The sequence below is a fragment of the Paenibacillus sp. FSL H3-0286 genome (assembly GCF_045040705.1).
Lineage (GTDB): Bacteria > Bacillota > Bacilli > Paenibacillales > Paenibacillaceae > Paenibacillus_AQ > Paenibacillus_AQ odorifer.
The window spans coordinates 2449866-2464066 of the sequence record NZ_CP150285.1 but is presented as its reverse complement, the minus strand read 5'-3'; the positions used below and the strand labels follow the sequence as shown (position 1 = coordinate 2464066).

General features: G+C 41.8%; 16 protein-coding genes. 4 read left to right on the top strand and 12 right to left on the bottom strand.

Features of this window, described 5'->3' with window-relative positions; all coding sequences use genetic code 11:
- Window positions 1-828: 828 nt before the first annotated feature.
- From MHB37_RS10590 to MHB37_RS10540, 11 genes are all read right to left on the bottom strand, one after another.
- Complete coding sequence (locus MHB37_RS10590; RefSeq protein WP_076186459.1) at window positions 829-1419, bottom strand: TetR family transcriptional regulator; 591 nt, start codon at window positions 1417-1419, stop codon at window positions 829-831.
- A 465-nt stretch (window positions 1420-1884) separates the two neighbouring features.
- Window positions 1885-2814 carry an alpha/beta hydrolase gene (locus MHB37_RS10585; protein ID WP_076186457.1) on the bottom strand — a complete coding sequence of 310 codons (930 nt, stop codon included), beginning with the start codon at window positions 2812-2814 and terminating at the stop codon, window positions 1885-1887.
- Between the two features lie 68 nt (window positions 2815-2882).
- Window positions 2883-3290 carry a MerR family DNA-binding transcriptional regulator gene (locus tag MHB37_RS10580; protein WP_076280565.1) on the bottom strand — a complete coding sequence of 136 codons (408 nt, stop codon included), beginning with the start codon at window positions 3288-3290 and terminating at the stop codon, window positions 2883-2885.
- Window positions 3291-3476: 186 nt separating this feature from the next.
- A complete protein-coding gene (locus tag MHB37_RS10575; protein ID WP_405169219.1) occupies window positions 3477-3902 on the bottom strand; it encodes a DinB family protein in 426 nt (141 codons plus the stop codon).
- Window positions 3903-3905: 3 nt separating this feature from the next.
- Complete coding sequence (locus MHB37_RS10570; RefSeq protein WP_076219470.1) at window positions 3906-4433, bottom strand: HugZ family protein; 528 nt, start codon at window positions 4431-4433, stop codon at window positions 3906-3908.
- A 44-nt stretch (window positions 4434-4477) separates the two neighbouring features.
- Window positions 4478-5257: an ABC transporter ATP-binding protein gene (locus MHB37_RS10565; RefSeq protein WP_076129974.1), complete on the bottom strand. Its 780-nt coding sequence runs from the start codon at window positions 5255-5257 to the stop codon at window positions 4478-4480.
- 1 nt (window position 5258) lies between these two features.
- Window positions 5259-6248, bottom strand: coding sequence for an iron ABC transporter permease (locus tag MHB37_RS10560; RefSeq protein ID WP_051491618.1), 990 nt, complete (start codon window positions 6246-6248; stop codon window positions 5259-5261).
- Between the two features lie 16 nt (window positions 6249-6264).
- A complete protein-coding gene (locus MHB37_RS10555; RefSeq protein WP_405169218.1) occupies window positions 6265-7302 on the bottom strand; it encodes an ABC transporter substrate-binding protein in 1038 nt (345 codons plus the stop codon).
- Between the two features lie 232 nt (window positions 7303-7534).
- Window positions 7535-8086, bottom strand: a complete 552-nt coding sequence (locus MHB37_RS10550) for a GNAT family N-acetyltransferase (RefSeq protein WP_405169217.1) — start codon at window positions 8084-8086, stop codon at window positions 7535-7537.
- A gap of 25 nt (window positions 8087-8111) precedes the next feature.
- On the bottom strand, window positions 8112-8813 hold the full coding sequence (locus tag MHB37_RS10545; protein WP_405169216.1) for a hypothetical protein: 702 nt from the start codon (window positions 8811-8813) through the stop codon (window positions 8112-8114).
- A 196-nt stretch (window positions 8814-9009) separates the two neighbouring features.
- Window positions 9010-9381, bottom strand: a complete 372-nt coding sequence (locus MHB37_RS10540) for a hypothetical protein (protein ID WP_076129971.1) — start codon at window positions 9379-9381, stop codon at window positions 9010-9012.
- A 166-nt stretch (window positions 9382-9547) separates the two neighbouring features.
- Here MHB37_RS10540 and MHB37_RS10535 point away from each other — a divergent pair, with 166 nt between their 5' ends.
- Entirely contained in the window at window positions 9548-10795 is a 1248-nt protein-coding gene (locus MHB37_RS10535) for a S8 family peptidase (protein WP_076129970.1), read from the top strand.
- Here the strand turns inward: MHB37_RS10535 and MHB37_RS10530 are convergent.
- The gene (locus tag MHB37_RS10530; protein WP_076129969.1) at window positions 10787-11596 is read right to left on the bottom strand and encodes a trans-aconitate 2-methyltransferase; all 810 of its coding nucleotides are present in this window, start codon (window positions 11594-11596) and stop codon (window positions 10787-10789) included. The two genes, MHB37_RS10535 and MHB37_RS10530, sit on opposite strands and share 9 nt — an antisense overlap.
- Window positions 11597-11795: 199 nt before the next feature.
- On the opposite strand from MHB37_RS10530, the gene MHB37_RS10525 reads away from it, so the two are divergent.
- Genes MHB37_RS10525 through MHB37_RS10515 form a run of 3 tightly spaced genes read left to right on the top strand, consistent with a single transcriptional unit; the run spans window position 11796 to window position 13737 of the window.
- Complete coding sequence (locus MHB37_RS10525; RefSeq protein ID WP_036689422.1) at window positions 11796-12167, top strand: GntR family transcriptional regulator; 372 nt, start codon at window positions 11796-11798, stop codon at window positions 12165-12167.
- Window positions 12164-13054 carry an ABC transporter ATP-binding protein gene (locus tag MHB37_RS10520; RefSeq protein WP_076301198.1) on the top strand — a complete coding sequence of 297 codons (891 nt, stop codon included), beginning with the start codon at window positions 12164-12166 and terminating at the stop codon, window positions 13052-13054. Before MHB37_RS10525 ends, MHB37_RS10520 begins: the two co-directional genes overlap by 4 nt.
- Window positions 13054-13737 (top strand): hypothetical protein, encoded by a 684-nt coding sequence (locus MHB37_RS10515; RefSeq protein WP_076219465.1) that lies wholly within the window; start codon window positions 13054-13056, stop codon window positions 13735-13737. Before MHB37_RS10520 ends, MHB37_RS10515 begins: the two co-directional genes overlap by 1 nt.
- The last annotated feature ends 464 nt before the right edge of the window (window positions 13738-14201 follow it).

Here is a 14201-nt window from a genome sequence, read left to right as displayed (position 1 = left end):
AAATCGATCGATTACAAATTACAAGTGACATTTTTTAATATTTGTCATTTGGATTTATTTTTGCACATATTTCACAACAGTTACTCGATTCAGCCTAATTAGGGGATTTATACCGTTCATTCGCCGTTAGTCGCTCAATTCAAACTAATCTACGGGATTTATACCGTTGATCTGCCCCTAGTTGCTCAATTCAGACTAATCTGCGGGATTTATACCGTTCATTCGCCGCTAGTCGCTCAATTCAATCAAATCTACGGGATTTATACCGTTCATTCGCCGCTAGTCGCTCGATTCAATCAAATCTACGGGATTTATACCGTTCATTCGCTACAAGTCGCTCAATTCAGACTAAACTGCGGGATTATACCGTTCATTCGCCGCTAGTCGCTCAATTCAATCATATCTACGGGATTTATACCGTTCATCTGCTAGCAAATCGCTTAATTCAATCAAATCTACGGGATTTATACCGTTCATTCGCCGCTAGTTGCTCGATTCAGCCTAATCTACGGGATTTATACCGCTCATTCGCCGCTAGTCGCTTAATTCTGACCAATCAACGGGATTTATACCGTTCATTTGCCCCTAGTTGCTCAATTCAGACTAATCTGCGGGATTTATACCGTTCATTTACTGCTAGTCCCTCGATTCAGCCTAATCTACGGGATTTATACCGTTCATCTGCTGCAAGTCGCTTAATTCTGACCAATCAACGGGATTTATACCGTTCATTTGCCCCTAGTTGCTCAATTCAGACTAATCAACGGGATTTATACCTCTTTAAGACACAAAAAAACCTCCTGAATATCAGAAGGTTTTAAGTAGATGTTACAAAGAAATCCCGGAAATAATCAAATCCCAAACGGAGGCGAAATCCTGATCAATCGTAGCCGACTGCCACTCTATAGCATGTGCTGGATGATGATACCGCGAAGTAGCATTAAAAATTGCTCTAGCCGTTACCACTGGTTCAACCACTCTATACTCTTTGGATTGTATGCCTTTTTCAATAATGCCTGCGATTTGCCCAATTAATTGATCTACGTGTAGGGTAATCATATCCACCGCTTCTAAAGTTACAGCTGCGTACATAGCAAACATTTCGGCATCATCCACAGCATAGGTGCGTTTACTACGAATCAGCGTGTCCATCCATAATCGGAGCTGCTCTTTGGCATTCCCATCAAAATGCTCTGAAATATTCTTTAAAGGCTCTGAAATATTATACTGCAACCATCTTTCGGTTACGGCTTCTCGCAAAGCAGATTTACTGGAAAAATGTCTATACAACGTACCATGACTTACTTTAAGCACCTTCGCTACATCTACAACAGAAGTCTTGTCCGGGCCAAAACGCCGGAGCACTTGTTCAGCCGCGTCCAAAATGTTTTCTTTTGATAATGGAAGATCATTCGACATATGTATTCCCCTCGCTTTCCCCTCGCTCTATCTCTGGTGGTAATTATCATAGCATATTATGTCCAAAAACGAACTGACAATATTACCACTTTGTCATTCGTTAAATCATTATCAGTATATACTCGCACCCAATTATTAAACTTAGGTCCCAGTTTAGTATCTTATTTTCCGTAGCCCCCGTACTACATGAATTCGGACTGAGGAGCCCTTATTTTCAAAAATCACCGTAATTCGCCATGCTATCGGACTCCAATGCGGCTATTCACCCAAATCCCCACCTTTTCGGCATTCTAATGTGCTAATAAGAGCTATGCAGTCCGAAAAGTTAGCCAATCACGCTAAATTGAGCAAATAGCTGCAATACGGTCCGTTACGATGAAGAAGCCCAGTATCTAGCAATCCACCTTCTGCTAACCTACGATTTCACCAAAAAACCTCCTTGATCTCTCAAGAAGGCGGGTAATATCAGCTGCTTTTTTGCTCAATCCGATCTAACCTCGTCCTAACAAACTTACCGACATTCGCAATCGCTTGCTGCGCCTCTGGCAGCATATAAGCTAAAAAGTGAAAGACACTCCACATGTTCTCCCATATTTCCAGTTCTACATGAACATCCGCAGCTTGTGCTCGTTCAGCCAACCTCGTTGCATCGCTTAACAATACCTCGTGGTCACCTACTTGAACAAGTAAATCAGGTAATCCCTGCAAATCCATCCTTAAAGGAGATAATATAGGAGCTAGTTCTGTCCGAGCACCTAGATAAAATTCAATTATTCGGTTATTTCCTTTTAAGCTGCCTGTTGGATCAAACTCCGCTCGGCTCAGATACGATTCACCATCCAAATGGACGAGATCTGTATGCGGCGAGATTAAAAAAGCACCCGCCGGCAATTCCCCACCCGCATCCCGTATAGTAATCAACGTCATCAGCGCAAGGCTGGCTCCAACAGAATCCCCTCCAAGCACGACATTCCCGGCAGAATATCCATTCGCGAGCAGCCACAGATAAGCGTCTATACAATCTTCATTAGCAGCCGGATAAGTAAACTCTGGTGCCAAGCGATATTCAATGATTAGGATCTTCGTGCCACTAGCTTTTGCAATTCGTGTAACCAAATCCCGATAAAATTCACAAGTCCCCGAAATAAAACCCCCACCGTGGAAATAAAGGATCACTTCATCAGCGGGTGAAGCAGATTTCACAGGAATAATCCACTCTCCGCTTAAGGGTCCAATCATGACCCGCTCGATGATAACATCCGTAGGACTGGGCATGTTCGCAGCCGTCCCATCCATCTCCTGTCGTATTTGCCCGATAGACTTGCTATCCCATCGGTTGCTTTGTCGCAAATAATCTTTGATCGCTGCAAGCTGCTCTGTACTTGTCTTTTCCATCTCGTAAATCCCTCCTACAATTTTTTTCAACTCAGATTGTAAAGTCTGTAGGAGACTACAAGGTCAAGTTAAGAATCCATTTTTAGGATTTCGAGCGTGGACTGTACGCCTGGGTGTTTATCTGTGGCTAACAAATTTTTCCTCAAATCTGCGAGGGCTGTTAGTTTTATTTCCTGTTTTGCAATTTCGCCACGAACTCGATCCATTTTCTTATCCACAACAGTTACAAAATCAGCAATACTAATGCCGCTGCTTTCAGATTTAGTGAGTGCCTTCTTGATTTCCTTTAAAGTGAAACCACACAGTTTAGCATTATGTATAAAAACAAGGCGGCTAAACACCTCATCCGAATAAAGACGATAACCAGCTTCCGAACGTAAGGGAGTGCTAATTAATCCGAGCTCTTCATAATACCTTAACGTCTCCATATTCACATTCGCCATTTTGGCAATTTGGCCTCGCAAGTACTCTGTCATAATCAGCGCCCCCTTAGAATCCCCTACATTATACCAAATCCAGAGGCTGCAGAGGACATCAAAAGGACATCAAAGGGACATCAAAAGAACGTCAACAACTACCCAAACTCCTTTTTAAAAACTCCTTATTTACGCACAAAAAAAACGACATTTCTGCCGTTTTCTCATCAATCATTTCCCAATTCACTATACTTCACTTCGAACTGCATTTTTCTGTATAAGCGAAATCTGTCCGGCATGAATGCCTGTATGATACATAAGTCTGCCTATCGCTTCAAGCGGTGTAGATGTGCCAAAAGCCGACTCCACACTCACATGCCACGCTTCTTCCGGAAGCTCCTGCATCGCAGCAGTTAGATTCTCATTGGAAACAGTCAGCAGATCAACGAGTTCATTCAATGTAGAATATGCCGCCTTGTCGCCTTGAGGATTAGGTTTTCCAAAAAACCACTCTGCGAACATAAACTCAACTTCTGCATTATGCTGAATTAATCCCCCAATTGTAGAGTTCCCTAGCTTAAGGTTAAGATCTTCTTCCGGCAAAGCCTTCACCATTTTATGAAATCGCGTTTGCACCGCTTGCCAGACTGGCAACACTGAAGTGAAAGTCATAGATTATTTGCTCCCTTGTACAGTGGCTTCTTCGTCTTTTTTCTTGTCGATCACCACATGGTTGAACAGGTTCGCATCTACGTCGATGTCAAAGGCCAAGCCAAAACCAACAACATAACGCCCTTGGAGAGGGGTCAATTCAAACAATGAAAAATCCAATCCACGCAGCAAATTCACCATTGCCGCCCCATGATCAGCATTAAACAATTCAAAGATCTCCTCATGCCCGTCATTCCCGATATTGCTTGATGTGCAATTCCACCGCACACGTTCCGTTGCAAATTTATTATTCGTCGCAGACTCATCTGCAATTAGAAGCGCATCTACAAAATCGTTATTTTCCATATATCTGTAATGCTCGGCGATCTTACTAATGTAGATATACAGCTTGCCTTCATGCTTAATAAAAGGAGCATAGCTGATAAAAGGTTTTCCTTCGTCATCAATCAAGCTCAAAATCAGATTTTTACGATTCGCAATAAATTGCAAATAGTTTTCTTTATTTTTTTCAACATCTACAGGCTTCTTCATTATAAAATCCCTCCATTAATAGGTTATGTAATCTAGCCACGAATCTAGCGAACGGTACTTAGCAAATGAATACGAGGTTTCGTCTCTGTAGGAACATATTGAACTTCGGCATCCATTCGGTATATATCCCGGATCATATCGGTTGTCATAACTTCATTTGGTGTCCCATACATCGCTTTTTCACCCGCCTGCACCACAACAATACTATCACTATAGGTAGAGGCTTGATTGAGGTCATGCAACACCATCACGACGGTCATCCCCATGTCTTGATTTAGCTCACGTACTAACTCAAGAACTTCATGCTGATGCGAAATATCCAAGTAAGTGGTCGGTTCGTCAAGCAACATAACCAAAGGACGCTGCGCCAAGGCCATAGCAATCCAAGCACGCTGTGATTCACCACCGGATAACGAGGAAACGGCTCGATCCTTATAATCCTTTAAATGTGTCTTCTCCAGTGCCCAGTCGACAATGTCCATATCCTCATGATTTAATTTTTCGAACCATTTTTTATGTGGATACCTTCCATAGGAGACGAGATCGATCACAGTCATATCATTAGGTGCTTGGTTCTTCTGGCTCAGCATACACATTTTTCGAGCGACTTGTTTGGCAGTCATAGACTTTAGATCCGTACCCTCGAGTGTGACCGCACCCGTATGATATGGAATTAGCCGTGATACCGCCTTAAGCAATGTAGATTTACCTGAGCCGTTTGGTCCTATAATCGAGACGATTTCACCCTTTTTTACGGAAAAAGAGAAGTTGTTAATAATGTTTTTCTGCTCATACCGAATCGAAATAGAATCGACAGTAAACATGTTAGAACGCCTTCTTTCTCATCAGGTATAGAAAATAAGGTCCACCAATCACCGCCATAAGGATACCCGCAGGAATATCTAAAGGTGCAAATAGGGTACGTCCACCTGTATCTGCTATCAACAATACCAATGCACCAAGTCCCATACTCATCGGCAAAAGAAATTTATAGTCTGAACCCACCAACAATCGAGCCATATGTGGCACAACAAGCCCTACAAAGCCAATCATCCCAATAGCCGCTACAGAGATAGCCGCTAGAAATACTGCCAGCAAGGAAAGTAGAATACGAATTCGGTCCACATTTTCACCTAAATTCGAAGCTACCTGATCCCCTAAACGTATAATATTCGCCTTGCGGATCGCGAAAAAGGATAAGATCCAGCCTGCTATGGCATACGGGAAAACCATCATCAAGGCATTGTTCCCTTTAGCAGCCAGACTGCCGTTTAACCATTGGACCGCTGCCGGAAGTCTGTCGCTGTACATGATGGTCAGGAGTCCTATTAATCCCCCGCAAAGAGCATTCACAGCAACTCCTGATAAAATAATAGTGATGGGCGAAATACCGGTTCTTCTCCACGCTAATGCATATACAATCCCTGCAGCAATTAGTCCACCCACAAAAGCCGCAATTGGAATGAACTCCGTATATTGTGGAGCTGCAAGCATAATGACAAGCACACATGCAGCCGCTCCACTCGTTACACCGGTCAATCCTGGATCAGCAAGTGGGTTGCCCATCACGGCTTGCAGAAGAGCACCCGAAACCGCGATATTTGCCCCAATGATCATCGCCAGTAATACACGCGGCAAACGAATATCCCATATGATGGTCGCATTCACCGCTTTTGCCGCTGAACCAAAGATCGTGCTTAGGATGTCTGGTATAGGAATGTATACTGAGCCTAGTCCAATCGCAATTATAGCGGCAACGAGCGCAAGTGCTAACGTTACAATAACAATAATTCTGCTACGAGATGTATTTATCACTTGCTGTCTCCTTTAATTATTCATAGAAGTATTTTGCAATTTCGGTTAAGGCTGTCTCCGCGTTAATAATCGAAGTGACACCGAATACGCTGTAATCTAGAATGTTGATTTTGTTATTTGCATAAGCCGAAAGCTTTGTCCAAGTTTCATTTTTCTCTATTTCTTTTTTGAACTTATCCTCAGTCGCTCCGTGATCGCCTGAAGCGAGTACGAGAATGATGTCTGGATCAGCAGCTACAATGTTCTCCATATTGATAGGTGAGTAAGTGTCAGTAACTTGCAATACAGAAGTTGCGATGTTATCAGCACCAAGCTTTTTAACCAAGCTACCTAAATAAGATTTCTCACTCATAACCATAAAGGAATCTGCGGTTCCGATTACTAGCAGCACGCTTGGCAGTTCTTTGCCTTCGGCTAATTGACTCAGCTCATTTTCTTTGTTCAAAATCTTAGTTAAAGCAGTATTCATTTCATCTTTTTTATTAAAATAAGTGCCTAATACTTTGAGACTAAGCTTTAGATCCTCAAATGATTCTGTTCTCAAATATGCTTTTTGTAGGTCGATTCCTTCTAGCGATTTGTCCAACGTGCTGCGAAGAGATTCCGCTCCCAGCAGCAAGTCTGGTTCGAGTTTTGTTACTACCTCCAGATCCGGCGCCATAGGTGATCCAATACGATCAATTGTTTCGAAATCAGCAGGGATTGGATTGGTTGAAGTTGGTACACCTACCGGTGTTATGCCGAGCAAATAAAGCATTTCTGTTAACGGTACAGAAGTTGTTACAATACGCTCCGGTACTTTGGCTGGGAATTGGCTTAACGCTTCGTTGAACAACGCTTCATCCACACCATCATTCTCCAGACTGTACACCTTGCCGGTAGCTTCCGCTGTATTTGCTACTTCTGTTGTTTTTGCTGCATTTGCTTCTTTCGATTCATTAGCAGTTGTATTCGTTACCGCTTCATTTTTTGGATTGTCCGCTGTATTTGTAGACGAACATGCAGTCATTGCCGTAAGCGCTGCAATAACCAGTAGTACTAATATTTTTTTCAAAATCTATCCCTCCAAATATGTATATTTATACGTTCCCTGTAGTGATAATGATTTTCATTTTCACTCATCGATTCCTATGATAATCGTTATCAATGAGAAGTGTCAAGAATTTTATTTTAATTTTAAATAAGAAGGAATTTCATTATTGTCCGTTGAAGCCAACTAGCATTTCTAATAAAAAAGCCACGCCCTATGGGCGTGACTTCAAATAGTGGTGTATGAAATCCAAGCGTTAGTTAGTAGCTCCCGTATTTAATATCCCATAATGAATAAGGTCTACAAACTCATTCTCTTTATAAATATGCTGTAACAAAACGCCTTCTTTCAGCATGCCAGATTTTTGCATAACTCGTCCCGAACCAGGATTTGAAGCAAAGAATCTGGCGTACACTTTGTGATAATGTTTTTCTGTAAAAGCAAAATTAATGACCGCTTTTGTTGCTTCTGTAGCATATCCATTACCCCAGTGTTCCTCGCCTATCCAATATCCAAGCTCGCCATTTCTGTGTGTCCGGTTATTTCTCAAACCTATAGCACCATACAGTTCGTTTGTATTTTTATCAGTAATAGCGAATTCATATGTATTATCATTATTGAACTCAACTTCATGTGTTTCAATCCATGATAATGCACAATCAATAGGGTATGGATAAGGTAGAGTTAATGTACTTTTGTAAACATTATAATTATTGCAGAGCTCACTGACACGCTGTGCATCAGACAATGCAAAAGGTCTTAAAATCAATCTTTCCGTAGTAATTGTTCTCTTCTCTGAATTGTACAATGGTGTCCCCCCGTTAAACTAATTATTATAAAACAAATACAAGCCAGATAAACAGAAAACTTGGCCACCACTGCTTGCCCGCTTTCACAAACAGCCAGCCAAATACCAAAGAAAAAGCAGTAATATACAAGCCGCTTTGCAGACCATGCGTCAAATGACCTAATCCCCAAGTCAGCATTAAACCTATTCCCCCATAAGGAAGAGAAGGATTCTTAAACCATACTTCTCCTGCACGCTGCATTAGCGCAACCAATAGTACAACTAGTACAGCTTCCACAATGTAATATATGTTTTGAACCAAGCCAACCCATATGCCCATAAAACCATGTTCTAACTTGAAGTTTTCATATTCCCTATAAATCTGTGGAATGCTCTCCCCATTAATCCAAAATTCCAACACAGCGAACAAAAAGCTTGATATAAAAGCTACAATTAACAAAGGAATGACCTTAGAGCTCCAACACAAAGATATAACCGGTCCAATCAACTTCCTCTTCCTGAACCAAAGTAGAAACATCATAGCTCCTACTGCCCACAATAGGGTAACTATGCTCCAATGAACAACTAGTACGTACCAAGGGCTGACAAAAAAGTCGTCTATATTAAACAAATCCCCCCATAACCATTGATCTAATCCCATGATGAACATATCCATTCCTAACATTAAAAATATAAGCAGTCCTAATAAAAAATATTGAATACCTGATATATTCCCTTTTTCTTTCACGAAACCTCTCACCCGCCTTATATATTGTCCATTTTTGTACTATATTCCCAAAATTATGATGCTGAAAGTATGGCATCCCCCCATTCTGTTTGTCTGTAACAAATCACTCACTTGAATCAAAGTTAGAAAAATAAAAAAACAGCATGCATCGATATAAAATCGACGCATGCTGTTTACTTGACCTGGCTTGTCCAAACTAGAATCTAGCCACAAAAAATTCGCGGTCTGCGGGAACGTTAAAACTTCTTATAGTAGCTCCACTCTCATCTCTCAAAGTGAGAAGATAAGGTACCGATGTTAAGGTACTAATTGTTGGGAATCTAACTACACCAAATTCGTCAAAATCAGCAGTAACCGTTGTAGTTCCAGCTCTCAATGAAGCTGTCCACCCCGTAGTATCTTTAGGTGTACCCGTTGCATTTGTACCAATAGCAACAACAATAAATCTATCCAGAGTCTGTCTAATTCTACGTTTCTTTCTTGTAGGAGCTGCTTTCGCTTTTTTAGCCGCGAGAACTTTGCTAGCCATAACTGCTTTCTTGTTAACTGGTTTTTTAATAATTGCCATTTACTTCACCACTTTCTTTTTAGGATACGTTAGTAAATGCAAGAATCGTAAGGTTTGACCTCTCTTTCACCTACAAATCTGAAAATATGTTAAACCCTAGTTTCATAGTTTCGTGTCCACTAGCTCTGCAGTGCATATAATACCTTCAAGAGGTGATTCATTACTAATGAACGGTCAAAAATGGCTAGAGCAATATCATTCGAAAATGCACCATTCCTTGAGAAAAAGAGTTCAACGTTCCTATCTTCCAGGGCATAAAGCGAATACCATTCCAGTTATTATTAAATTCAAACAAAAAATAACTACAGCCCAGCTACAGTCTTTACAAAAGCATTTAAAATCCCACGACCTTCCGATCAGACATCATCTTCACCTGCTCAATTCGATATCATCCAAAGTTTCAAAGAACTGCCTGAACCGGATGTGCCGCTGGGATGGAATCGAAAAAATTTATTTGGATCAAGTCAAAAAAACATCCCTTAATATAGCGACACCATCCATTGGTTCTACAACCGCCCAAAAGAAAAAGGGGCTTACCGGAAAAGGCATCAACATTGCCATTCTTGATACAGGGGTGTATCGGCACCCTGACCTGTTTCGCCCTGTTAACCGTATAGTTGCTTTTAAAGATTTTATCAATCATAGAAAACAGCCCTATGACGATAACGGCCATGGAACTCATATCGCAGGGGATGCAGCAGGCAACGGATGGATGAGTAAAGGAAAATACAAAAGCCCTGCTCCAGAGGCAGGGATAGTAGGTGTCAAAGTACTAGATAAAAATGGCGATGGATATGACTCCACAATCATTAAAGGAATTGAATGGTGTATTGCGAATCGGAGAAGACTTAATCTTCGTATTCTTTCGATGTCGTTCGGGGGTAAGGTGAATCTTCCTTGTTCAGATGATCCACTCTGCCAAGCTGTAGAAAAAGCAATTAAAGCCGGACTTAACGTTGTTATAGCTGCTGGAAACAGCGGCCCGGGACGCAGTACGATCGAATCTCCAGGGATTAGTCCTTCAGCAATTACTGTCGGTGCAGTGGATGACCGTCGCACGCTCACACAAGCGGACGACCGAATTACTTGGTTCTCCAGTCGCGGACCCGCACCGGGAGGAAGGAAGAAACCAGATCTCGTTGCTCCAGGCGAGACGATCATCTCCCTTCGTGCTCCACGATCCAAGCTGGATCGCGAGCTTCCTTATTTGCGGATAGCTAAAGATTACTTTGTGCTGTCCGGTACCAGTGTCTCAACACCTATCGTCTCGGGTGTGATCGCGCAATTACTCCAGAAGAACCCTTCTCTTACGCCTAAGCAAGTAAAATCCATACTAAAAAAGAACACGTATCGCCTTAAACTAAGTCCTAACACAGCAGGATGCGGTGAGATCAATGCGCGGTTTTTATCGTAAATCCGCTTCTTTTTTAAAGGCAGTAATGACGGAAACCGACAGGTCCTCTGTAAATACACCTGTAGGTTCTATTTCTAATAAAGCTGATTTCATATCATCTTCGAAACGTTCTAAGTTATCTCTAAATAATCGCTTAGAAGCATAAGACGTAGAATACAAATTTCCTAGTATCGAATCAACAGTCCAAGTGATGGAATAACTCGGTAATACCTGTCTTTTAACGTCTTTAAAACTGGATCGCTTTACAACATCCTCATGTCTTTCTTGGGGATGTTTATATGTACTTTTTCCGGCTATTCTTTCGTCACCCAACCAGCGTTTCACTACTTCCTCTACCTTTTGTTGCCAAGGTAACGGTTCTTGTTGTTCATTAAAAGTATCAATTACAGCAATACCACCGTTATCATCTAAACTATGATAGAGAACTTCAAGTATGGATTCTCGGTCCATCCAGTGAAACGCCTTAGCCATCATGATGAGACGAAAGGAACCCCAGTCATTGAATAGTTCTTCCGCTCTCCCCTGTTGCCAGCTAACATTCTCAACCCTGTTGTACTGTGATAACAGCTTTGCTTCATCTAGCATCTCTAGTTCAGTATCTACGCCAATGATTTCTTCGAACCAATCCGTAAACCTTAGCGCTAACTGCCCAGTACCACAGCCTAAGTCCAGCAACCGGCCCTCTCCGTGAAGTGAGAATTTGTCCACTAGATATCGAATCAGTGAGGACGGATATAGCGGGCGATATCTGGTGTAATAGCTTGCAGTATCTTTGAACAGATCCGGACCATAATCATTCATAGCTGAACTCCCCCTTCTTTTTTACCAAGGACAAAATCATAGCAGATATGTTGTGCAAATAAAAGGCTATCCAGAGCATTCTGGGCAGCCTTTATTTATGTGGATACAGCCCAAAATAATTAAAAATATTGACAATTAACTTCGTTGCATATATGGTTAATTACATAACTAACTAACCAATGAAGTTGGCGGTGAATACATGGGAAACTTAATGGATGATACACGACCGATATTTATGCAGATCGCCGAACGAATAGAAAATGACATCATCGAAGAAACACTGCTGGAGGAATCACAAGTTCCTTCGACAAATCAGTTTGCTGTTTTCTACCAGATCAATCCGGCTACAGCTGCGAAAGGTGTGAATTTGCTTGTGGATCAAGGGATATTGTACAAAAAACGAGGAATTGGTATGTTTGTGGCATCTGGAGCGCGTGCAGTATTGATGGAGAAGAGAAAAGAACAATTTTATGAACAGTATGTAGTAACCATGATCCGTGAAGCTGAAAAATTAGGAATTACGTTGGATCAATTAACAATTATGATTCAGAGGGGAGACAACAAGTCATGAATGAAGTTGTTGAAATCAAAGGATTGACTAAGTCATACGGAAATGTCACTGCCATCCATGAACTCAGTTTTTCTTTGGAGAAAAACAAGATATACGGGCTTCTCGGCAGAAACGGTGCAGGAAAAACCACAATAATGCATATGATCACAGCTCAGCTTTTCCCCACAAGTGGTGTCCTGAACGTATTTGGTGAACATCCGTACGAGAATAACCGGGTTCTCAGGCAGATTTGCTTCATTAAGGAAAGCCAAAGGTATCCGGACACGTACCGAATCATCGATGTACTGGAGGTATCCGAATTATTTTTTCCAAACTTTGATCGGGAATATGCTCACTCTTTAATCAAGGATTTCAATCTGCCATTAAAAAGAAGAATAAAAAAGCTATCCCGAGGTATGCTCTCGGCTGTAGGAATTGTAGTAGGTCTAGCCAGCCGTGCCCCGCTTACCATTTTTGACGAACCCTATTTAGGACTTGATGCTGTAGCTAGAAGCCTGTTTTACGATCGCCTAATTGAAGATTATGCTGAAAATCCACGCACAGTTGTTTTGTCCACCCATTTGATCGATGAGGTAAGTCAGCTTTTAGAGCATGTTATCGTCATCGACAACGGCAAGCTAATTATTAACGAAGATGCTGAAGCCCTTCGCGGGCAAGCTGTTACGGTAATCGGCGCGACAGCGAAGATCGAAGATTTTATCGCCGGCAAACAAGTCATTTCCCGCGAGTCTTTTGGCGGATTGCTTACGGCCACCATTATCGGTTTCAACGCGAAAGATCACGCACATGCTGAAAAGTTAGGCTTAGAGATCTCACCTGTATCTTTACAGCAATTAATCGTTCATCTCACAAATAAAAAAACTCTAGGAAAGGAAGTGACCGTGTAATGAATCCTACGGCAGGCATGATAAAAATGCATTTCAGAGATAAGTGGTTATGGTTGTATATGCCTTGGGTAATCTTGTTATCCAGCTTCTTGGTAAATGTCATCGTCGCTTCTTTCATCCAAGAACCAATCTATACCGGCGGTCTCGTCTCCATCTTCATTTATATGTTAATCACCGGTATACTCATTTTGGTGCAGACCTTCCCTTTTGCTCTGGGCCTAAGCCAACGCAGAACGGATTATTTCATAGGCACTTCCTTAATGGCTATTATAACTAGCGCCACCTACTCAATTCTCCTCTACCTGCTCGCAATCATTGAAAGCAAGCTCACGGGTGGCTGGGGTTTGGAACTACATTATTTTCATTTGCCCTATTTAAATGATGGTAATGCCATAGAACAGCTGTGGATGTATTTTGTGCTCTTTCTTAATATGTTTTTTCTGGGGCTAATGATATCCAGTATCTTCCGGAGATTTGGCCGAAGCGGTTTGTTCATTTTCTCAGGGGCTATGTTTATCCTGTGCAGTCTCGGTGTATTATTAATGACCTATAATCAGTGGTGGGTAGACCTCTTCAACTGGTTTGCTGGATATACCGCATTTGAACTTGCTTTGTGGTCCATGCCTTTGACAGTTGTGTACGCTCTTTTATCGTTTTTGATGCTGCGTAGAGCAACAGTGTAATTCATTATCCTGTAAAAAAACAGGTGTGTCCCAAAAGCCATGCCGGGTGCACCTGTTTTCTTTCGTGTCTTAGACTTTGATCTAGACAACAAACTTTATTGGATTCGAGCATAGTTGCGCGTGCGATGGTGCTATCGGACCCAGCGGGGTGAGTAGCTTAAAAGCAAACGCAGTTCGCTATTGCAGGTAACGACGGGTCGAAACACAGATTAGTATTTCGCTAATCAGCGCGTGCGAAGGCTCTATCGGACCCAGCTAATCTTATTCGTGGCTTTAGAGCACATTTGGATTCCTAACGGACCCAGCTGACCTTATTCGTGGCTTTAGAGCACATTTGGATTCCTATCGGACCCCACAGTCGCTATTGGCATAAAAAACGCCAATTGTGATCCTTTTTCCATGCAATAGCTGCACTGGGGTCCGATACTACGCTCAAAAGGTGATAAATGAGCAAATAGCTTCAT